Origin of the sequence: Robertmurraya massiliosenegalensis JC6, from assembly GCF_000311725.1 — a bacterium.
In the GTDB taxonomy this organism is placed as follows: Bacteria; Bacillota; Bacilli; order Bacillales; family Cytobacillaceae; genus Robertmurraya; species Robertmurraya massiliosenegalensis.
The window spans coordinates 338507-360782 of record NZ_HE978514.1 but is presented as its reverse complement, the minus strand read 5'-3'; the positions used below and the strand labels follow the sequence as shown (position 1 = coordinate 360782).

The window sequence follows — 22276 nt, the reverse complement described above, 5'->3', positions numbered from 1 at the left end:
AGTATCCATTGCGGTAGTCACGACGTAGACTAGACCGTTCATAAGAACCGGCCTGTAAATAGTCATCGCGTTCTTTTTCCATAAAAGAATTCAACACCAGGACGATAGACGCTTTGATCACAGCGTCTATATTAGAGTTCATAACGTATTCTTTTAAATCATCGATATTTAGGTTAAACTGAAATTGAGTCATAATTAATTCCCTCCACATTGTTTTCGTCGCTGATAACATTGTTGACAAAAGGAATTAATTTGACTCTTTCTTTTTACACAATTATATGGACTTAATCGCTATTCCTTCAAAAAATGCCAAAATAAACGATTTTGCTCTCCATAAGCGGAAAATCTTCCGTTATTTCTCCTAAAAGGGGGTCCATCGAGGAGATAACAGGAAAAATTCCGCTTAAGGGGAGAGATGGTTGGATCGAATGAGACAACCGGAAGCTTCCTACATTTTGTAGGAGCTTTTTACGCTTTTCCATTAAAAACAAAGAATAAAGAAATATTCCAATAAAGATACTAATTGTAAATTATAGGTCTTGAAAGGAGTGGCAAGTGATGGGAAGAATATGGTTAAAATGGCTGGCGTTATGTTTAATCGTTGCTTTTTCATTATTCACGAGAGTGGAAGGGATACATGGACAGCAGCCGCAAGGATTACCTCAATTAGAAGGTGGTTCAGAAAATAAGGAACGCGTACGATATCCCGTTTCTAATTTTTTGCTGCAAGAGCGGTATCCAGAAACAGTTGTTTTAAGTGGACCACAATCATCGAAAATGGTTGCGTTAACCTTTGATGATGGACCTGATCCACGATTTACTCCACAAATTTTGGACATTTTGAGGGAAAACGGAATTAAAGCTACGTTTTTTCTAATGGGTTCGAGGGCTGAGGCATATCCTGATTTGGTCAAACAAATTGCAGAGGACGGACATATTATTGGCAATCATACATATTGGCACCCTAATCTAGTTGAGGAGAAAGATGTTCATGTATTACAAAGGGAAGTCGTGCGAACTGAAGATAGTCTAGCCAATTTGATTGCTTATCGGACAAAGCTGTTTCGTGCCCCTTATGGATTCTTAAACAATGAGCTTGTAGAAAAATTGAGAGAAATGAATTATACCGCAGTAGCTTGGTCGGTTGATTCATTAGACTGGCATGAATCTCCACCTGATCAAATTACGTATAATGTGGTAAGTAATCTCCATCCAGGTGCCATCATCCTCATGCATGATGGTGCAGCATGGGATGAGGATCGAACGAACACGGTGAGAGCCCTGCGTCAAATCATTCCGGCAATAAGAGAACAAGGGCTTGACTTCGCAACTGTTCCAGAGTTGTTGAATATTCCGTATCGAAAATGATGGTGAGAGACTACTTTTTGCGTGAGATCGGCAATAAACAGGGAATCGGCTGAAAAAACAACACGATTCAAATAGAAAGGGTCTGTCCGAATTGTGGACAGGCCCTTTTTTGAAAAATCTAACCTCGATAACCTAACCCAATTCCGGATCATACCCATTATCCTTTAATGCTTGTACAATCTCTTCGATATGTTTTTGATCTTTTGTTTCGACGGAGAGAGAGAGTTGTGCATAGCTTGGGTAAATTTTATTCCCGATATGACTTAATGAAATGTCGAGAACATTGCCCCTTCTTTCCGTGACGACTTCTAATATTTTCTCGAGGTTGCCAGGCTGATCTTTTAGAATGGTGCTGAAACGCATGAATCTCCCTGCTTCCACCATTCCTCGTTCGATGATTCTAGAAATAAAGCTGACGTCCACATTGCCTCCACTTATAAGGCAAACAACTTTTTGGTCCTTAATGGGAATTTTTTGATAGAGCATGGCGGCAAGTGCGACTGCTCCCGAACCTTCGACGAGTAGTTTATTTCTTTCTAGGAGCATAAGCATCGTCCGAGCAATTTCTAACTCATTCACTGTATAAATTTTATCGACATATTTTTGGACAAGTTCAAACGGGACTTGTCCAGGTTTTTTGACAGCTATTCCGTCGGCCATCGTTGGATCAGCTTCAACGGTGATCGGTTTTCCTTCAACAAGGGACATCGCCATGCTTGGACAGGCGCTCGCCTCAACGCCGTATATTTTGATATGAGGATGTTTTTCCTTCACTGCAGCAGCCAAGCCAGCAATGAGCCCACCACCTCCGATCGGACAAACGATCACGTCAACATCAGGAAGTTGCTCGATTATTTCAAGCCCGACAGTACCTTGACCAGTGATAATGGCCTCGTCATCAAAAGCATGAACAAAGCTTGCCCCTGTTTTTTCTCGTAGTTCCAGTGCATAGCAAAGCGCATCATCAAAAGAATTTCCTTGTAATTCAATGTTGGCTCCATATTCTTTTGTCGCTTGAACCTTGCTTAATGGAGCAGCTATTGGCATTACGATCGTACAGGGAATATCGAGCATAGTACTTGCATATGCCACTCCTTGAGCATGGTTGCCAGCTGAAGCAGCGACCACTCCTTTTTGCAATTCCTCTTTCGATAAGGAGCTCATTTTATTATAAGAGCCTCGAACTTTAAAAGAGCCTGTTTTCTGCAGATTCTCTAATTTTAAATAAATGTCATTATGGGCGTAATTGCTAAAAGTACGTGAATAATCAAGTGGAGTTACATGTACAATGCCTTTCATTTTTTCATGTGCCATCACAATATCCTCATATGAAATCATCAGTTTTTCTCCTTTTGAAAGCCAGTATTCTCTTATTTTTCACAGAGGTAAAAAGGATATTCGTTCAATTAAGGATGGATTAAAACAGGGGTTCCAATGGGGACAATGCTAGCTAATTCTTCGACATCATGATTATGCATTCGGATGCATCCTCTTGAAACAGCATGACCGATGGAGTTCGGATCGTTCGTTCCATGGATTCCATAATGTTCTTTCGACAAACTCAGCCACATCGTTCCAAAAGGTCCGCCGGGATTTGGGGCTTTATTAATTATGATAAAATTGCCGATTGGGGTCTCATGAAGCATTCTCCCTACGGCAATTGGATATTGTTTTTGCTGTACCCCATCCCCAAGAAGTGTCAATGTACGATTAGAAGTAGAGACATCAATTGTATAAGGGATCGTATGAATGTCAGGAAACCCTGGAATAACAATTGCTTGCCCAGGATAGAGCATATTTGGATTGATTGTTGGATTGGCCTGAATGATGGAGGACAGAGGAGTACGATAATCTCTTGAAATTTGATGAAGTGTTTCCCCTACTTTTACAGTATGGATCATGTTCGCTCACCACCTATTTAGATAGTACAGTGTATGTGAAGACAGTAGAGAGTTTCCGATAAATAAATAAGAAGCATTGATTTAGTGAATTCTATAAATACTGGACAAATCTTGGATGGAGGAAAACGATGAAACGAAATAGCATCTTGAGGCAAGGAAATAAATCATCATTAATTGCGGCTGTTGTTAATACGATTATTGCTGCTGTTAAAGGAGTTGCCTACTTTTATACAGGCAATGTAGCCATGTTTGCAGAAACGATGCATTCATTAGGAGATGCCGCAAATCAATTTTTCGTATTTATTGGCAGTGCTTTAAGTAAAAAATTGCCGACTGACCGTTATCCAAATGGGTTTGGCCGTCTGGTGAATTTGGTTTTACTTGGGGCTGTAATCATTGTTGGAATAATGAGCTATGAAACGATTAAGGAAGGGTATCATCATATTCTTCACCCGACAGAATCAAAGGGGATTCTCATCAATATTTTGGTATTAGGAGTAGCTGTTCTTTTGGAATCATACGTCCTTTTCAAGGCGATGAAGGAGGTGCTCCATGAGACAAATGTGGAGGCAAAAGGAATGGCAATCATATCTAAGAGCTTTGGCCATCTAAAAAGAGCGAAACCAGCAACAAAGCTTGTCTTCATGGAAGATTTCGTCGCTACACTTGGTGGAGTCATTGCCATTATTGGAATTTTGCTTGCCTATTTTGCTGGCTTTCATGCAGCTGAAGGAATTGCTTCTATTCTAATCGGGCTTATGATGTTTTTTGTCGTTGGTAGGGTGTTTTTAGACAATGCAAAAGGAGTTCTTGGTGAAGCAGATGATGATTTGGAAGAAGTTATCGCCAAATATATATTAACACAACCAGAAATTAAAGATATCCAAACGTTATATGCAGTGAAGGAAGGAGAGGATTTCCATATTGAAATGAAATTAGAGATTGATCCAAACCTTAGTGTAGGAGAAGCCGGCCAAATTAAGGACCGAATTGAAGCAAAAATTTTTGAAATGAAAGGCGTGACCGATGTTATTATCGAATTTGATGAGGACGATGGGATTCGGTCTTGGAATACGACTACTTAACCTTGCGGGAGCTCAGTCAATTTTCTGAAGTCTTTTTTTTCCTACAATGATAAAATAGCTACTAGGTTCATATTAGGTAGGTGGGATAAAAAGATGGAAAGTTTGTCATTGAGCTCCCTTTTAGATGTAATGGGAGAATTGTTTTCTGATGAGATTTCGATAGCTGTTTCAAATCCAAAAGAATACATCTATTACCGTCCAAGCAAACGAATCAATCTGAAAATAAAAGCAGGCGATCCTGTCAAAAAAGGGACGATTGCCTATAAAGCAATCAGATCAGGGCAAAAAGTTTCAGAGTTTATTGACCGTGATGTATTTGGTGTTCCTTATCACGGCATGGCTGTTCCTTTTTATCATGATGGGGTTTTGGAAGGCTGTGTGACAGCGATTTATCCTGCCCATACGAACGGGAAATCGGTGGTCACAATCAAAACCTTAGACGGATGGAAGCCACTCCCTTATTCAGAGGTGCTGTATTTAGAGGTTAAGGACCGGAAGACTTATGTACACGGAGAAGAGTACTCGGGTGTCCACAAACATTCTTTGCAGGAGTTTGAATATATTTTACCTCGTGATTCATTTGTTCGCTGTCATCGCTCCTATATCGTCAATGTACATTATATTCAAGAAATTTATCCTGATACTCATTCTACTTTTGTACTGGAAATGAAAAATGGAATGCGAATCCATGTCAGTCAGTCCTACTCAAGTTATTTCCGGAAGATTTTAGGGTTTTAGTTCTTCGTGCTTTAGAGTTTGAATTTTCTGGTTTATTTAAATTTTTCCTTCTTTAACTCGGATTTCTCTATCTGCAACTTACATACGTTAAAATTTATTGAAAAGGGTTACAGAAAGAGGGATGTGGATGGAAAAACAATTAGAGAGGATTGGCATTCCAGCGTTAAAAAATCGTGTTGTCACACCGGAATTAGCGGCATCGTGGATTCAAGATGGGATGACGTTAGGCTTAAGTGGATTTACACGAGCTGGGGATGTAAAAGCAGTTCCATTTGCTTTAGTGAAGCGAGCTGAACGAGAAAGCTTTAAGGTTAATGTGTTTACTGGAGCATCCTTGGGCTCTGATGTAGACCGCTTATTTGCAGAAGCGGGTATCATTAACAAACGCCTACCGTTTCAAGCGGATGCGACAATGAGGAAGAAAATTAATGCAGGTGAACATTTATTTGTTGATCACCATTTATCTCATACAGCAGAATTGGTCCGTGCAGGCGTCATTGATTCGATTGATTACGCAATATTGGAAGCGATTTCTATTCAAGAGGATGGATGGGTGATTCCAACAACTTCAGTAGGCAACTCCTTAACTTTTGCTAAGCATGCCAAAAACATCATTATTGAAATCAATATGTCTCAATCACCATTATTAGAGGGGGTTCATGATTTATACGATCCAGGTCAGCAAGGAAAAAGAGAGCCGATTCCATTGAAAAAAGTAGATGATCGTATTGGGACGATCGGAATTCCGGTTGATATCAATAAAGTGAAGGGGATCGTTTTTACAAATCAATTAGATTCTCCTTCTACAATTGTCTCACCAGATGAAGAGACAAAACGAATGGCTGATCATCTTATTTCATTTTTTCGTTCCGAAATTGAAGAACGACGACTCACTCCTAAGCTTGCACCGCTGCAATCAGGAATTGGTTCAATTGCCAATGCCGTTCTGCACGGGATGTTAGATTCGGAGTTTCATGATTTAGAAGTTTATTCAGAAGTATTACAGGACGCTGTTTTTGATTTAATTGATGCGGGGAAAGTCCATTTTGCTTCTTGTTGCTCTATTACCTTATCAGAAGAGAAGATGGAGAAGGTATTAAGTCAGTTTGAACAATATCGCGATAAAATTGTCATGCGTCCACAGGAAATCTCCAATCATCCAGAGATCATTAGACGCCTCGGATTAATTTCCATTAACACAGCGTTAGAATTTGATATTTATGGAAATGTGAATTCTACTCATGTTTTAGGGACGAAAATGATGAACGGAATTGGGGGTTCTGGGGATTTTGCTCGCAATGCACGTCTTGCTATTTTTGTCACAAAATCGATTGCAAAAGGTGGAAATATTTCTAGTGTTGTTCCATATGTTTCCCATACGGACCACACGGAGCATGATGTTGATATCGTCGTCACCGAACAAGGATATGCCGATTTGCGTGGCTTAGCACCAAGAGAAAGAGTCGAGAAAATCATTGAAAACTGTGCCCATCCAATGTATCGCCAACAATTATGGGACTATTATACAGAAGCACTTTCTCGCGGAGGGCAAACACCACATGTGTTAGAAAAGGCTTTTTCTTGGCATAGTCAGTTTGCAGAAAACGGCTCGATGTTATTTGCCTCTAAAAAAGTAAATCGTTAACGTTCTTTTTAGTCTTCCATGAAAAATGGAAGACTGATTTTTCTCGTTTCAAAGGTGAATAGTGTATAATAATAGGTATTATCGCTTCATAAAGGAAGGTAATCTATGTCATTGGAACATGAAAATATAACGAGAATTTTATTAGATGAAAAAGAATACATACTCATTGGTACGGCTCATGTATCAAAACAAAGTGCTGAACAAGTAAAAGAAGTAATTGAAGCAGAAAATCCTGATGCTGTTTGTGTAGAGCTAGATGAACAACGGTACCAATCGATCATGGCAGGAAACTCATGGAAGAACATGGACATATTTAGTGTTATTAAGCAGAAAAAAGCATCATTATTGCTTATTAATTTGGCTATTTCTTCTTTCCAAAAGAGAATGGCGAGTCAGTTAGGCATTCAACCTGGACAAGAGATGATTCAAGGGATTGAATCAGCGAAAGAAACAGGTGCAAAGTTAGTGCTTGCTGATCGAAATATTCAAACGACTTTTTCAAGAATTTGGCATCAGGTTGGACTTTGGGGGAAAGCGCAGCTTCTTGCACAAGTGGTAGCAAGCATTTTCAGCAAAGACACGATTTCTGAAGAAGAACTGGAGAAAATGAAGAGCAAGGATATGATTAATACGGTATTAAATGAATTTACCGAGTCCTTTCCTCGTTTAAAAGTGCCTCTAATTGATGAACGCGATCAGTACCTAGCGCAAAAAATTAAAGAAGCACCAGGTAAAAAAATTGTAGCCGTCTTAGGAGCAGCCCATGTTCCAGGTATTCAGGAAGAAATAAAAAAGGACCATGACTTAAAGCAATTGTCCAAGCTTCCACCAAAATCAAAGGCTCCCAAAATCATTGGCTGGTCGATTCCAATTGCTATCTTGGCCATTATTGCTTATACGTTTTTTGCTAATCCTGATGCTGGCTTGCAGCAAACGTTAAGCTGGGTAATTTGGAATGGTTCATTATCAGCGATTGGGACTGCTATCGCATTAGGACATCCGATTGCCATATTAACGGCATTTATAGCAGCTCCGATCACATCGCTTAATCCACTCCTTGCAGCCGGTTGGTTTGCAGGATTCGTCCAAGCCTATTTTAGTAGACCGAGCGTGAACGACTTTGAAACATTAACGGAAGATGTGTTCACAGTTAAAGGATTTTGGTCCAATAAAGTGACGCGTGTTTTACTCGTCATCGTCTTCGCCAATCTTGGCAGTTCATTAGGTACCTTTATTGGTGGTGCTGATGTCATTCGCTTATTTTTCGAAAATTTCTAAGCTTACTCATTACGAGTAGGCTTTTTTTCATGGAAGAAATCCCGTAATTTCTCCTATGCAAAGGGAAAAAATGGTTTGTTTCCCCAGCATATGTAGGGATTGCTCCGCATACAATGGGAAATGGTAATACCTTCCTTGATGGAGAGTATAGAGAAAATAAGTATGGGGAGGAACTATGGGGAAATTTCGTTGGAAAGGTCTTTTTTTCGTTGTTGTGATTTTATTTGTATTAGGGGGTTGTTCAAAAGAAACAGAGAAAGTAGTAAAAAACATGAAGCCACATAGGGTCGCAGCTGCAGTAGAGATAAATAACAGAGTGATAGAAAAAGAGAAGATGCAGTTGATGATTGATGTGGTCAATCCGTTGACAAAGGAAATTATCAGAACTTTTAATCTGAAGGAATTGGAAGTAGAAGATGCTGTCTTTCAAACGGAGCTCAAAAACTGGGCGAGGGAATTAGCAAGGGGAACGGAAGATTCGGAGGGCTTTGATCAAAGGATGGTTCTCGATAAAATCGATGAGAATGGACAGATTCAAAAAGGGAAGCCAATGGTCATTCTTCAAGAAGAAGAATTGGTCAAGAGGGTGCTCGAAGCGAGTGAACGAGGTGGTCAAGTTGAGTTGCCATTACAGGTAACGGAAAGCCAGTATTCTCCAGATGAGGTATCACAATTAGATGAAGTGGTCATCAGTTCTTATACGACGTACTTTGACAGTGGCGTCGTTGGCAGAGCGAAGAATATAGAATTATCAGCTGCCGCTATTAATAATGTTATTTTCGGACCAGGAGATATTTTCTCCTATAATGAGATTGTTGGACCAAGAGATGAAGCAAGTGGCTATCAAAAGGCGATGGAAATTGTCAATAAAGAGCTTGTTGAAGGGATTGGCGGTGGTGTTTGTCAAACATCGTCGACCTTGTTTAATGCGGTTGATGCGATCGGAGTAGAATATATTGAATGGCATCACCATTCGATTAGTATTGGGTATGTTCCAGTTGGAAGGGATGCGACTGTATCATATGGTGGCTTAAATTTCCGTTTTCAAAATCCACATGATGTGCCATTTTTAATAAAAGCATTTGTCGAAGGTGGCTCACTAACCGTAGAGGTGAGAACCTCTGAGGAGTATGCAAAGAAATTAAATGGTGAATTATAACGAAAAACTTTATCCATTCTGCAAATGGCTCTTAAGAAGGGCTGTTTTTTTTCTGGGGATTTTTTGAAAATCTTCCAACAATGATAGATGAAAGCGATTTAAATAGTATAATAGGAGTTAGATAGACAAATGAATGCTTAGGGAGGACAAGGAATATGCGGAATGAAGAAATGTTATTAATCCCAGGTCCAACGCCTGTGGTAGAATCAATTTACGATGCATTAGCGAGTGAAACGAGAAGTCATACGGACCCTAGGTTTGTTGCCATTTACAAAAGTGCGATTGAAAAGACAAGAGCGATGTTAAAAACAGATGGTGAAGTGTTTGTCATTTCAGGTTCAGGAACGATTGCCATGGAAATGGCGCTAGTAAATACGGTGGCAGCTGGAGAGAAGCTTTTGGTCATTAGTCATGGCTACTTTGGCGATCGTTTCATTAAGCTAGGACAAGCATTTGGAATTGAAGTAGACGTCCTTCAAGCAGAATGGGGAAAACAAGTTGCTCCAGAAGAGATAGAGGCGAAGCTTGCAACAGGTCATTATAAAGCAGTCACGATTACCCATGCCGACACATCAACGGGTGTGGCAGCCAATCTTGATGTGCTCGTTCCTCTTATAAAAAAATACGGTGCTCTTGTCATTCTTGATGGTGTATGCGCAACAGCGGCGATGGAAGAGGATATGAGTAAAGCATATGGTGACTCTGATGCGAAAATTGATGTTGTGTTAACAGGGTCACAAAAAGCAATCGGCGTTCCACCGGGTCTGGCGATTATAGCATTTAACCAAACAGCACTTGCTGTCCGAGAAAAAATGGAACGGGTTTCAGCTTATTATGGCGATATTTATAACTGGATTCCGATTATGAAGGATCCATCAAAATACTTTGCGACTCCACCTGTAAATCTTGTCTATGCTTATGAAGAAGGAATGAGATTGGTTTTAGAGGAAGGGTTGGAGAACCGTTATAAGCGCCATTTGGCATTCGGTACAGCTGTAAGAGCTGGACTTTCCAAATATGGCATGAAGGCATTGGCAGATGAATCGGTTGCTGCAGCAACATTAAGCTGTATACGATATCCAGAGGGAATTGATGATGCAGCTTTTCGTGCTGCACTGGCTGAAAAGGGATTGATCGTTGCTGGTGCTTTGGCTCATTTAGCAGGGAAAGCATTCCGAATTGGACATATGGGGAATACAACGGTTGAAATGCTTGAAAAAGCGATAGTATTAATTGGTGAGACATTGAACGAATTTGGATTAGATGTTTCGATTGAAAAAGCAGTTGCTGCTTTTCGAGAAAATGCTTTAATGGTATCGAACTAAGGAGAATAAAGAGGCTGGAGTCAAAAAGTCGGTAGTAACGACTTTTTGATTCTAGTTGGGAGTGTATAAAATTCCCTCGACTTGTGGCGTATCGGGATGAAAAAATAACAGGAAAAATTCCGCTTAATGAGCCACCATCATGAAAAAGAGCCGAAATAACAGGAGAAATTCCTGCTATGCACTGAAAAAATGTCAAAATAAACGTTTTTGCTCTCCATAAGCGGAAAATCTTCCGTTATTTCGCCTAAAAAGGACTCCAATGACTATATAACAGGAAAATTTCCGCTTAAGCGTGAGAGATGGTTGGAGCAAAATTAAATTTAGATAAACCGGATTCTTGAAGGGTAATTTGTGTTTCACTCGATATTCTGCTCAAGGAAAATTGAAGGTAGGAAACGCAATGGGTGTTGCGTTCATGGCAAAATTAACACTCAAAAATAGAGAAAGGTGAATTTGAAGCTAGTTATTTCCCAGCCTCTTTTTCGCAAAATTGACTTATAATATAGTTTAGGTATCAAAGAAATCAGATCAATCGTTTGATTAACTGGAGAAATGGAGAGTTTTTCATGTATTTAACGGTAAAAGAGGCAGCGGAATATTTGTCCTTAACAGAATCAGCTGTCACAGAGCTAATCTTAGCAAAACGGATTCGTGCTGTACATGATGGGGAGCAATATTTGGTGAATCGAGACCAGTTCCAAACCCATCTTAAACAGTTGGAAAAATATAAAGAGTTAGTAGAAGAGATTCTTAATGAACCGATCCCGGAAGATATTGATGTTAAGGATGAAGACTAAGAATGCGTTTCTGAGGCGGAATCTATCCGGCTATTTATCATCCCGGGCTGAAGTGCGAACCGAGTTTTCTATCAGACGTATGCCAACGCATACGTCTGTTTATTTTTGTCTATTACAAGATTCCAATCGCAAAAGAGAACATCACTTTGTAAAAGATGCATAAATATAAAAATTATTATCCGGTTTATGCAAATTTTACTTGCAATCGGGGTCTAATATCATTTATTATGTTTAAGGAATTAATGTAATAGTATATTAGGAAAATAATTTAATAGAAATTATCCAACACTCAATCCTAATTTTTTATATAGCGTATTCAATATCATAATTGTGCTTCTCAAGTTAAAAAACGAACGATGATCTCTAAAAATAATACAAATATTAAACTATCAAGTAGAGTTTGAACGAAAAACACTACAAATGTTCGTTTTTTAATATACCTTCGTTCTTTGTGAAATCAACTCAGCGGAATATTTTTTATGAATGAACGTTAAAATACAATAGACAAGAGGTGTTTACGATGAGTAATGAACCAAATTCAAAAGCAATGTCTTATTCATTGATAGATTTTCTTAAGTTTTTAATCCCGTCCTTAATTGGAATCTCCTTATTTATGGTCCCTGTGAAATCAGGTGAAGGAATTACGATTCCAGTGGCATTGATCGCCAATCTTTTAACTGAGACTTTGGCAGCGTCGATTCCAACAATTGCGGTAATCTTGATTTCTCTTTCTGTTATAGGAACAATTGTTGCTGTTCTTTTCAAACCACGTGTTATAATGGAGAGTCCATTTTTGAACCGATTGTTTACGGTTAATAAGTTTTGGCTCGTTGCCCGACTAGTTGGTATGATTGTGGCCATTATTACGTTATTACAAGCTGGACCAGAATGGATATACTCGGAAAATACGGGTGGACTCCTTCTTTATGATTTAGTACCTATTCTTTTCTCCGTTTTCTTATTAGCTGGTTTTTTATTGCCGTTATTGTTAAATTTCGGGTTACTTGAGTTTTTCGGTGCGTTATTAATGAAGGTGATGAGACCTGTATTTACGTTGCCTGGCCGAGCGTCTCTAGATTGCCTTGCATCATGGGTTGGAGATGGTACGGTTGGTGTCATTTTAACGACGAAACAATATGAAGAAGGCTACTATACGAAAAGAGAAGCGGCTGTTGTTGTGACTACTTTTTCAGTTGTATCGATCACTTTTTCCATCGCGATTCTTCAATACATGAATTTAGACGATTATTTTGTTCCATATTACGTTACGATTGTTGTAGCTGGCTTAGTTGCAGCATTAATTATGCCACGTATTCCTCCGCTTTCAAGAAAGGCGGACACTGGATACGATAATGTCAAAATTACGGTTGAAAATCCGATTCCACAAGGTCAATCTCCGTTAAAATGGGGCGTGTCAGAAGCTGTTTCGAAGGCAAGAAAAAATAACGGTGTTTTGGGAACCGTAAGAGAAGGATTCGAAAATGTCCTTGATATGTGGTTAGGCGTGTTACCAATTGTTATGACGATTGGGACAGTTGCTCTTGTGATTGCTGAATTTACTCCATTTTTCACGATTCTTGGGAAGCCATTTGAACCGATTCTTGCACTGATGCAAGTTCCTGAAGCAGGAGCTGCTGCCCAAACTATGGTCATTGGTTTTGCCGATATGTTCCTTCCGGCTGTCATTGGCAGTGGGATAGAAAGCGAACTGACAAGATTTGTGATAGCCGGCGTATCGGTCACGCAATTGATTTACATGTCAGAGTTAGGCGGATTATTGCTTGGTTCTAAGCTTCCTCTTAACCTGAAAGATTTAATACTGATCTTCTTATTACGGACAATTATTACATTGCCGATCATCGTGATCGCTGCCCATATTATTTTTTAAAATTTCGGCTCTTTTCGCAAACTTTGGGAGAGCATTAAGAAACAACATGCCTGTATTAGGGAGCGAAAATTGCCGTCGCATCCTTCATATATAGCCATAACCTAATACCGGCTTCTGGGTTTTTACAAATAACCACAGTCTATACGAAAACAGCGAATACTTAAAAGGTCGGCCCCTCACCTGAGGGATCGACCTTTTATTTATATTTCTGATGTATTTAAATTCTCCTTCATTTCTACTTCATGTTCTTTCGTTAATTTTTCGATATTGTAATTATAATCGCGTATTAGCTTTCGTGCCTCATCGAGCATTACATTTGCTTCTTCAATGATCGCTCGGTCTTGTTGCTCAAGTGCCGTGACGATGCGAGTGAATGCATTATATTGTGTATTCACACCTTCTATATATCCTTCATGAACTTCTCGCAGTTCCTCTGTGTCAAGACGTATAGCTTCCAACTTATTCATAAAATCCTGGTAGGTTGGAATCACTTCCGTTAAGAGTACGTCGTACAATAATTGGTCAGACGTGTAATTGACTCCAGTGACACTATCATAGGCTGAAATCGCTTGTGTTTCTAATCCAATAATACTCGAAAGCTCTTCATTTAAGTAAGTTTCTAATTCTGTCTTGACCGGATCCTCTGAAGAACAGCCACTAATCACCAAAAAACAAAGTAAAACGGGCAGCATTAGTAATTTTTTCAATGGTCCACCTCCATAACAATAATGTATGAAGGGGAAAAGCTGAAAGGTTCCTGGCCATTTTATAAAATAGTTAAAAATAAGGAAGAAAGCTACAGTTGCCTATAGAATTATAATGATGCTTTTATAAGCGCTGTTTTTCCAACTGCTCTTATTAGAACTAGAAAGACAATTTCCAAGATCAAAGCAACAACTATCGAGAACACTGTTAAAGCTACAGCAGCATCGTTTGAGAAGTTTATCAAAAGGAATGTTGGCTGGATGGTATTACTATACAGCGCCGAAAGAAGAAACAGAATGTGGTCGTTTTTTCACATTTAACAGTAAATAGATTATACTTAAGTAAATTACAGATTTGTCCTTCTCAAGTTAAAAAACGAACGAAGTTAACGGGAAACAATATAAAGATTAGAATTGTAAGCAGAGGTTGAAAGAAAAGTGCTAAAAATGTTCGTTTCTTAATTTACCTTCGTACATTTTGAATTCGACAACTTGAGTAAATTCCACATTTTTAAACAAATACAGTCTTAATGAAAAGGAGCGCATACTTATGACAGAGAAAAATCAATCTGAAGCACCAAAGAAAATTAGCTTGAAAGAAGCAATGAAGCAACAGTTGGAAAATAAAAAGAATCAGGCAAACGCTAATAAAGGAAGAGTGAACGGGGACCTTACGACGAAAAAAATGAAAAGCCAACAAAGTAAAAAGCCGAGCAATACAAGAAGAAAAATGGGCGTATAATGCTTGAATAGATGCCCTTAGAAGAATGTTCAAGGAGACGAAGAGATTGTCCTCGAAATTAATAAATATCAAGCAAATTATTTTGCACCGCATGGTGATGCGACTGAAAGACCCTTTTTCAACGAGCTTTGGTACGATGCAAGATAAAGAATTTTTCATCATTGAAATGATTGATGAAGAAGGGGTACGAGGCTACGGAGAATCAGTTGCGTTTGCAAGTCCATGGTATACAGAGGAAACGGTAAAAACAATTGAGCATATGATGTCGGATTTCTTAATTCCGCTCCTTTTTCAAGAACCCATTCATCATCCTGATGAAGTTTCAGAACGATTTGCCATTATTAAAAGAAACAATATGGCGAAGGCTGCTTTAGAGGGGGCTGTATGGGATCTGTATGCTAAGCGTCAAAATCTCCCTCTTGCGACTTGTTTAGGCGGAGCGAAAACAGCGATTGATGTTGGGATTAGTGTGGGGATTCAACCAACGATAAAAGATCTACTGTCGAAAATCGAGCAATATGTCCTTGATGGCTATAAGCGCGTCAAGTTGAAGATTAAGCCTGGAAAGGATTTGGAAGTGTTAAAAGAAGTCAGACGTGTATTTCCGAACCTTTCCATGATGGCTGATGCTAATTCAGCTTATACATTAGACGACATCGCTCATTTGCAGAAATTTGATGATCTCGATTTATTGATGATTGAACAGCCACTTGGCCAAGACGATATTATCGAACATGCAAAGTTACAAAAAGAATTGCAAACCCCCATTTGCCTAGATGAGAGCATATACTCTCTTGATGATGTAAAACTTGCTATTGAGTTAGGGGCATGTCAAATCATCAATGTCAAAGTCGGACGAGTTGGCGGATTAACAGAAGCAAAGAAAATCAATGACTATTGCAAAATTCATAATATCCCCGTTTGGTGTGGTGGTATGTTAGAGGCAGGGATCGGACGAGCACATAATATTGCCATTACTACTTTAGAGCAATTTACTTTACCAGGTGATACATCTCCTTCTAATCGCTATTGGCAAAAAGATATCGTCATACCAGAAGTGAAGATGGAACAGGGGGTTATACAGGTTCCAACGACACCTGGGATTGGCTATGATCTCGACTGGGCAGCAGTAGAAGAATATCGTGTTAAGAAGAGAATATTTGAGAGAGAAGCGTTAAGGTAAATCCTTGAGGCTTCTTTTTTTATATTTTATACATCCATATGCAAATATATGCTATAAAAATAATATTTTATAAAAATATATTGCATAAATAATCATATGTTAGTATAATTACAACATATCAAAGAGAACGTACTTACTAGATTGTAAGACAAAAGGAGAATGTAAAATGAAGAAACTAACTAAGCTAAGCTTTTTAATGATGTTGACGATAGTGGTCATTCTTTCTGGCTGTGGGACAAGTAACACAACAGGAGGAGAAGGTGAAGAACAGGTCCTTAAAGTAGTAACAAATGCAGCTTATGCACCGATGGAATATTTAGAAGGAGATAAAGTTACTGGATTTGATATCGATTTTATCAATGCAGTCGCTGAAGAAGCTGGATATGAAGTAAAAGTAGAACACACTGGTTGGGATGCAATGTTTGTTGAAATAGAAGACGAAATTGCTGATTTAGCTGTAGCAGCTATTACCATTACAGATGAAAGAAAAGCAAGCTATGACTTTTCCGTACCATACTACCTATCAACAAATATGATATTGGTGAAAGAAGGCAGTGATATTCAAAGTGCGGAAGATTTATTGGATAAGGTAGTTGCTGTTCAAAATGGAACTACTGGTCAGGAATCAGCCGAAGCACTTCTAGGAGTAAACAGCAAAAACATAAAGAAGTTTGAAGATAATAATCTAGCTATTCTAGAACTTTTAAATGGTGGGGCAGATGCTGTCATTGCTGATAATACGGTAGTAGAGACTTATGTGAAGAACAACCCTGATCAAAAACTAGTCGTTGTGTCAGATGAAGAGAATTTTGATTCTGAATTCTATGGTTTGTTATTCCCCCAAAATAGTGAATTAAAGGCTGATTTTGATAAGGCTGTGAATACAGTACTAGAGAATGGAAAATACACTGAAATTTATAAAGAATGGTTTGGAACTGAACCAGATGTAGATGGATTAAAAGCAGCACAATAATGACTGACGATTCCTTCCGCTGTGAAAACATACTCAAAATGTTCACAGGCATAGAGCGTAAAATAGGTTAAAATTGAGTATGTGTGTTCTTTCACATAATATACCGAAAGCGGAAGGAACGTGTCCTTATGGCTTATTATAAACCGGAAGAAATTACAGAAATTACAATTAAGCATGGTGTCAAAAAAGCAAATTATCCATTAATGAAATCACTCATTTTAGGATTCCAAGCTGGAGCTTTTATTGCACTTGGCTATTTGCTGTACATCCGTGCCACAGCTCCTCTTGGGGGAGAATTAGAAGGAATATCTACGATTCTAGGAGCTTCATTATTTCCAATTGGCCTTATCTTAACATTAATGGCAGGTGGGGAATTGCTAACAGGCAACATGATGGCCGTACCATTGGCCACATATGCAAAAAAAGTGAAGACGACAGCTCTCATGAAAAATATAGTCATAATTACACTAAGTAACTTTCTAGGAGCGGTGTTTGTTGCCTACTTTTTTGGCCACATTGTCGGTCTAACAGAATCAGGACTTTATTTGCAAAAAATGGTACATATTGCTGAACATAAGCTTGATGGAACATTTGTACAAGCGTTTGTTTCAGGAATTGGTTGCAACTGGCTTGTCGCATTAGCTGTCTGGCTTTGTTATGGATCAGAAACTCCGTCTGGAAAAATACTTGGCATTTGGTTTCCCACGATGACTTTTGTTGCGATCGGTTTTCAGCACGTCGTAGCCAATATGTTTGTAATACCGGCGGCTATTTTTGCAGGATATTTAACTTGGTTCGATTACTTCTCGAATTTCATCCCAGTATTTCTAGGGAATTTAGTTGGTGGCTCAATTTTTGTCGCAATGCTCTATTGGTTTTCTCTTCAGAAAGAGGATCATAGCAAGCAATCTGAAAAAAAATCATTGAAGGTGAGTTAAGGGTCACATAAGGATAAAAATCATAAATCTTCCCACTTACTTTAATCGTTTTTATTCTAGTATAGGACTTTATTAATAGATTTTAGGTTGCGAACGCAATCTTAACTCAGTATAATATTGTTATATCAGAATTTATAGAAAATTTTTAAATTAAAATTTATTTGAGGGGGAAGATTTGTGAAGAAAGTAACGAGATTAGGATTAATCATGATCATGGGGCTTGTTATGCTACTTGCCGCATGTGGATCAAGTGAAACAAGTGGTGGCGATGAAAAGAAAAAGCTTCGTGTTGTAACAGATGCAGCATATGCTCCTTTTGAATCATTAGAAGGAGATCAAGTAGTTGGATTTGATGTAGATTTTCTAAGTGCCGTTTTAGAAGAAGCTGGCTATGAAGTGGTACAACCTGAGCATGTTGGTTGGGATCCACTATTTATCGAAATTGAATCGAAAGAAGCTGACTTAGCGATTTCGGCGATTACGATAAATGATGATCGAAAACAAACGTACGATTTCTCCTTCCCTTATTTCTTATCTACTAATAAAATATTGGTTCCAGAAGGAAGCGATATTAAAAGTGGAGCCGATTTAGAAGGTAAGGTAGTAGCCGTTCAGAATGGTACAACAGGACAAGAAACAGCTGAAGCGATTTTAGGTAAAAATAGTAAGGATATCAAAAAGTTTGAAAACAATAACTTAGCGATTATGGAGCTTGAAGCTGGAGGAGCGGATGCTGTTGTCGCTGATAATACCGTAATCGAAGAATATGCGAAAAATAACCCAGAAAAAAATCTTGTTGTTATTGAAGATCCTTCCTTTGCAGCAGAATACTATGGCTTAATGTTCCCGAAGGATAGCGAACTAGTTTCTGAATTAAATGAAGCGATTAATAAAGTATTTGATAGTGGAAAGTATGCAGAAATCTATGAAGAGTGGTTTGGCTCAGAACCAGATGTAGACAACCTGAAAGCACAACAATAGAGGCACAAACGAGAGGAAATTGCGTAACTCTATGTATAGTGTTACGCAATTTTTTTGAGAAAATGAGGTGAATTACAGATGGATATGATGAATTGGTTATCAACATTTTCTTTTGGATTTGCACAATCCTTAACGGAATTAACAGGCTTAAGGATTGATTGGCTTGTGGATTATACTCCCTATTTTTTAAGAGGGACACTTTATACAATTGGAATTTCCCTCATAGGGATTTTAATAGGAACGATATTAGGTCTATTAATCGGTTTAGGAAAGATGCTCAATAATAAGTTATTAAGCTTCCCATTCCGATTTTACATCGCTTTTTTCCGTGGAACTCCTTTTTATGTGCAACTTTTACTGATTCATTTTGGTGTTATTCCTGCTCTGCTTGGGACAACAAATGGAATAGCTGCTGGGATATTAGCTCTATCCTTAAATGCAGCTGCATACATTGCGGAGATTTTCCGAGCTGGTATCCAGTCAATTGATAAGGGACAAATGGAGGCTGCTCGTTCTCTTGGAATGAACCATATACAAGCAATGAGATATATCATCCTTCCGCAAGCGTTCAAACGAATGATTCCACCTTTAGGAAATGAATTTATTGTCCTTATAAAAGAATCTTCTCTTACAGCTTTAATCGCTGTTCCTGAATTGATGTATTGGGGCAAAGCATTCCAAGGTCAATATTATAAAGTTTGGGAGCCATTTTTAACAGCGGCTGTAATCTACTTCTTCTTAACATTAACATTAAGCTATTTATTAAGTCGTCTAGAAAAGAGGTTAGCAACAGAATGATCAAAGTAGAAAAATTAAAAAAATCGTTTGGTGCTAATGAAGTGCTTAAAGATATTAATGCTACCATTAAGCAGCAGGAAGTAGTCGTCGTCATCGGTCCTTCTGGTTCTGGAAAATCAACTTTTTTACGCTGCCTCAATTTACTTGAAACGATTACAGATGGACATGTTTTCATTGAAGGTGTCGACGTTACGGCGAAAGAGACAGATATTAATAAAATTCGCGCAGAAGTGGGTATGGTATTTCAGCAATTTAATCTTTTTCCACATAAAACAGTGTTAGAAAATATCATGCTTTCACCTCTTAAGGTCAAAAAGGTAGAAGAAAGCAAGGCAAAGGAAAAAGCGCTTGAGTTATTGCGAAAAGTAGGGCTTGAAGAAAAAGCGAAAAGCTATCCAGATTCCTTATCAGGCGGACAAAAACAACGTGTGGCGATTGCCAGAGCACTCGCGATGGAACCAAAAATCATGCTTTTTGACGAGCCGACTTCAGCACTTGACCCTGAAATGGTAGGGGAAGTATTAGAAGTCATGAAACAATTAGCCAAAGAAGGAATGACCATGGTTGTCGTTACCCATGAGATGGGCTTTGCCCGTGAGGTAGGAGACCGAGTTTTATTCATGGACGGTGGCTATATCGTTGAGGAAAACATTCCGCATGAGTTGTTTGACCATCCTCAGCATGAACGGACAAAGGCGTTTTTGAGTAAAGTTTTATAAGGCTCTTTTCGCATACATTGTTTATTTTCTTTCGAAAAAAACTAATTTATTTTGGAAAGCAATAAGAGCCTGATTTAGGGAGCGAAAAGTGCTGTTGCACACTTTCATGTATAGCCATAACCGTGATATGAGGGTAAAATTATGCTTCTGGGTTTTTACAAATAACTACAATCTATACGAAAACAGCGTTTTATAATCATAATTTTACGAAATCCGGGCTTATTGAATGCTCGGATTTTTTTCGTTGATACTAAGAATGTAACCTTCTACATTCAATTACGTCTAAAAGGATGAGGTGAAGAAAATGAAAAAACTTTTGATGACATTATTAACTGGCCTTACCTTACTCGTCATGACAGCTTGTGGTACAGCAGATACAGAAGATCAAGCAAGTAGTGACAATCCTGAAAATGGGACAAGCGAAGTGGCTGAGGAAAACAATGATGCTGTAGACGAGAACGAAGCAAGTGAAGAAACAGAAACGAATGATGCAGCGGAAACAGAAGATCAAGCAACAACGGAAAATGATCGCGAAGTGATTACAGAAGAAACGACATTTAACGGTGTCGTGGATACACATTCCATTGAAGTACAGAACGAGTCTGATGTACTTGTATTGCAAACACTTGATCCAGGTGTAGCTGATATTGATTTCCAAGCCGTTGAAGCAGGCACACCGGTTATCATTCATTACTACCAAAACGAAAACGATCAAAATATCCTAACTGAATTTGAGATTCAATAAAATGAGAGCTCGCCAAGTGGCGAGCTCTTTGATTTAAGAAATGTTCCAGTTCTTCTAGTTAGGCAGAATGTTTCACTAACTTTGGATTCTTTTGCATAGAGGCATATAAAAGGAATCCACTTAAGATGAGTAGCAAGCTTGTAATGATGAAGACCGATGAAATACCGAAATATCCAGCGATAAATCCACCCATAACCGGGCCAATTACATTTCCTAAAAAACGGAGGCTGGTGTTGTATCCGAGTACCTCTCCTTGCATCGCAATCGGTGCTTCCTGACGAATATACGCTACACGCACCGGCACAATCCCCCCGATAGCAACCCCCAAGATAAAACGGATCACCACTAGCTGCCAAATATTCGTGACAAAGGCTCCTGGCAGATAGACGAGACCGGCAATGAACAATAAGGCAATCAGAATCTTAATATAGCCATAGCGATCGGCCATTTTTCCCCATTGACGAGCCATCATTAAATTCCCAAGTCCTGCCGCAGAAAAGGCAATCCCTGAGAATAGGGCTAAATTGGCTGGACCATGAAGTTCACTTACATATAAGGAAAGAATAGGCTGAATGCTAAAATGGGCAATTTGAATCAGAGTAGAGATTAAAAGTACATTTAATAACAGTGGATTTCGACTGATATGTTTAAAGACTTCCTTCGTTGTATAAGAAGTTTTTGTGCCTTTAACATCCTTCATCCTATACTCTTTCGTTGTAATAACAAGCACTGCTGAGATGAAAATGGCAATGGAAGTCCATTTAAATGTAGCAGAATAACCAAATGTATCCGCAAGCACACCACCTAAAAGAGGTCCTATTAACTGCCCTGTAATCGTTCCAGTTTGCAAAGTGCCTAAGACTCTTCCGGCAATCTCTTTTGGAGTTTGAGTGGAGATAAAAGCTTGAGACATGGAGATAAATCCGGCGAATACTCCCATAAACATGCGTAACAGGAATAACTGCCATACTGAATGAACAAATCCCATTAATAAAATTGAAAAGGCCATTCCGAAGGCCGAGAAGATAAGGAGTTTTCTGCGTCCGTACTTATCCCCAATTCGTCCCCATAGTGGTGAAAAAATAAATGCTGTAACAAAGGTGACACCGAAAGTTATCCCAGACCAGTGTTGAACATATTTGTCGGAGAAATTGCCGAAGGAATCAATGTAAAGGGAGATAAAAGGGAGGACCATTGTCATACTCCCAGCAATAAAAAAGTTGGCAAACCACATGATTTTCAAATTGCGTTTTGCGATAAGTTGTTCGTCCATATGAACACTTCTTTCTCAGAAGAAATTTCGCTTTCC

Annotated in this window: 22 protein-coding genes; 17 read left to right on the top strand and 5 right to left on the bottom strand. The window is 38.8% G+C overall.

The window, feature by feature from the left end; all coding sequences use genetic code 11:
- Positions 1 to 193 (bottom strand): transposase (locus BMSHG_RS26305; RefSeq protein WP_019155328.1); only part of this gene is annotated, 193 nt, incomplete at its 3' end.
- Between the two features lie 365 nt (positions 194 to 558).
- On the opposite strand from BMSHG_RS26305, the gene BMSHG_RS15290 reads away from it, so the two are divergent.
- A complete protein-coding gene (locus tag BMSHG_RS15290) occupies positions 559 to 1368 on the top strand; it encodes a polysaccharide deacetylase family protein (protein WP_019155326.1) in 810 nt (269 codons plus the stop codon).
- A gap of 132 nt (positions 1369 to 1500) precedes the next feature.
- On the opposite strand, the gene ilvA is transcribed toward BMSHG_RS15290, so the two are convergent.
- Both ilvA and BMSHG_RS15280 read right to left on the bottom strand, forming a co-directional pair.
- Complete coding sequence (ilvA, locus tag BMSHG_RS15285) at positions 1501 to 2706, bottom strand: threonine ammonia-lyase (protein WP_019155325.1); 1206 nt, start codon at positions 2704 to 2706, stop codon at positions 1501 to 1503.
- 68 nt (positions 2707 to 2774) lie between these two features.
- Complete coding sequence (locus BMSHG_RS15280) at positions 2775 to 3269, bottom strand: L,D-transpeptidase family protein (protein WP_019155324.1); 495 nt, start codon at positions 3267 to 3269, stop codon at positions 2775 to 2777.
- Positions 3270 to 3397: 128 nt separating this feature from the next.
- On the opposite strand from BMSHG_RS15280, the gene BMSHG_RS15275 reads away from it, so the two are divergent.
- The 8 genes from BMSHG_RS15275 (at position 3398) to BMSHG_RS15240 (ending at position 13184) form a co-directional block, all read left to right on the top strand.
- Positions 3398 to 4354, top strand: coding sequence for a cation diffusion facilitator family transporter (locus tag BMSHG_RS15275; RefSeq protein ID WP_019155323.1), 957 nt, complete (start codon positions 3398 to 3400; stop codon positions 4352 to 4354).
- Between the two features lie 93 nt (positions 4355 to 4447).
- Positions 4448 to 5092: a LytTR family DNA-binding domain-containing protein gene (locus BMSHG_RS15270; RefSeq protein ID WP_019155322.1), complete on the top strand. Its 645-nt coding sequence runs from the start codon at positions 4448 to 4450 to the stop codon at positions 5090 to 5092.
- Positions 5093 to 5219: 127 nt separating this feature from the next.
- On the top strand, positions 5220 to 6737 hold the full coding sequence (locus tag BMSHG_RS15265) for an acetyl-CoA hydrolase/transferase family protein (RefSeq protein WP_019155321.1): 1518 nt from the start codon (positions 5220 to 5222) through the stop codon (positions 6735 to 6737).
- A 111-nt stretch (positions 6738 to 6848) separates the two neighbouring features.
- Positions 6849 to 8015, top strand: coding sequence for a TraB/GumN family protein (locus BMSHG_RS15260; protein ID WP_148346969.1), 1167 nt, complete (start codon positions 6849 to 6851; stop codon positions 8013 to 8015).
- Positions 8016 to 8190: 175 nt separating this feature from the next.
- Positions 8191 to 9174, top strand: a complete 984-nt coding sequence (locus BMSHG_RS15255; RefSeq protein ID WP_019155319.1) for a VanW family protein — start codon at positions 8191 to 8193, stop codon at positions 9172 to 9174.
- A gap of 155 nt (positions 9175 to 9329) precedes the next feature.
- Positions 9330 to 10499 carry a pyridoxal-phosphate-dependent aminotransferase family protein gene (locus tag BMSHG_RS15250; RefSeq protein ID WP_019155318.1) on the top strand — a complete coding sequence of 390 codons (1170 nt, stop codon included), beginning with the start codon at positions 9330 to 9332 and terminating at the stop codon, positions 10497 to 10499.
- A gap of 566 nt (positions 10500 to 11065) precedes the next feature.
- On the top strand, positions 11066 to 11296 hold the full coding sequence (locus tag BMSHG_RS15245; RefSeq protein ID WP_019155317.1) for an excisionase family DNA-binding protein: 231 nt from the start codon (positions 11066 to 11068) through the stop codon (positions 11294 to 11296).
- 520 nt (positions 11297 to 11816) lie between these two features.
- Positions 11817 to 13184, top strand: a complete 1368-nt coding sequence (locus BMSHG_RS15240) for a YjiH family protein (RefSeq protein WP_019155316.1) — start codon at positions 11817 to 11819, stop codon at positions 13182 to 13184.
- A 200-nt stretch (positions 13185 to 13384) separates the two neighbouring features.
- Here the strand turns inward: BMSHG_RS15240 and BMSHG_RS15235 are convergent, their stop codons facing one another.
- Positions 13385 to 13891 (bottom strand): hypothetical protein, encoded by a 507-nt coding sequence (locus BMSHG_RS15235; protein WP_019155315.1) that lies wholly within the window; start codon positions 13889 to 13891, stop codon positions 13385 to 13387.
- A gap of 547 nt (positions 13892 to 14438) precedes the next feature.
- Between BMSHG_RS15235 and BMSHG_RS15230 the strand changes: the two genes are divergently transcribed.
- The 8 genes from BMSHG_RS15230 to BMSHG_RS15195 all read left to right on the top strand — a co-directional run bounded on the left by BMSHG_RS15230 (position 14439) and on the right by BMSHG_RS15195 (position 20967).
- Entirely contained in the window at positions 14439 to 14630 is a 192-nt protein-coding gene (locus BMSHG_RS15230) for a hypothetical protein (protein ID WP_019155314.1), read from the top strand.
- A gap of 91 nt (positions 14631 to 14721) precedes the next feature.
- Positions 14722 to 15813, top strand: a complete 1092-nt coding sequence (gene menC, locus BMSHG_RS15225; RefSeq protein WP_235776395.1) for an o-succinylbenzoate synthase — start codon at positions 14722 to 14724, stop codon at positions 15811 to 15813.
- Between the two features lie 166 nt (positions 15814 to 15979).
- A complete protein-coding gene (locus BMSHG_RS15220) occupies positions 15980 to 16786 on the top strand; it encodes a basic amino acid ABC transporter substrate-binding protein (RefSeq protein ID WP_019155312.1) in 807 nt (268 codons plus the stop codon).
- 128 nt (positions 16787 to 16914) lie between these two features.
- Positions 16915 to 17724, top strand: a complete 810-nt coding sequence (locus tag BMSHG_RS15215) for a formate/nitrite transporter family protein (RefSeq protein ID WP_019155311.1) — start codon at positions 16915 to 16917, stop codon at positions 17722 to 17724.
- A gap of 177 nt (positions 17725 to 17901) precedes the next feature.
- Positions 17902 to 18705, top strand: coding sequence for a basic amino acid ABC transporter substrate-binding protein (locus BMSHG_RS15210; RefSeq protein WP_019155310.1), 804 nt, complete (start codon positions 17902 to 17904; stop codon positions 18703 to 18705).
- 78 nt (positions 18706 to 18783) lie between these two features.
- Positions 18784 to 19503 (top strand): amino acid ABC transporter permease, encoded by a 720-nt coding sequence (locus tag BMSHG_RS15205; protein WP_019155309.1) that lies wholly within the window; start codon positions 18784 to 18786, stop codon positions 19501 to 19503.
- Positions 19500 to 20222 (top strand): amino acid ABC transporter ATP-binding protein, encoded by a 723-nt coding sequence (locus tag BMSHG_RS15200; protein WP_019155308.1) that lies wholly within the window; start codon positions 19500 to 19502, stop codon positions 20220 to 20222. Before BMSHG_RS15205 ends, BMSHG_RS15200 begins: the two co-directional genes overlap by 4 nt.
- Before the next feature lie 304 nt (positions 20223 to 20526).
- Positions 20527 to 20967 (top strand): hypothetical protein, encoded by a 441-nt coding sequence (locus BMSHG_RS15195; RefSeq protein WP_019155307.1) that lies wholly within the window; start codon positions 20527 to 20529, stop codon positions 20965 to 20967.
- Between the two features lie 58 nt (positions 20968 to 21025).
- Here the strand turns inward: BMSHG_RS15195 and BMSHG_RS15190 are convergent, their stop codons facing one another.
- Positions 21026 to 22240, bottom strand: a complete 1215-nt coding sequence (locus BMSHG_RS15190) for an MFS transporter (RefSeq protein WP_019155306.1) — start codon at positions 22238 to 22240, stop codon at positions 21026 to 21028.
- Positions 22241 to 22276: the final 36 nt, after the last annotated feature.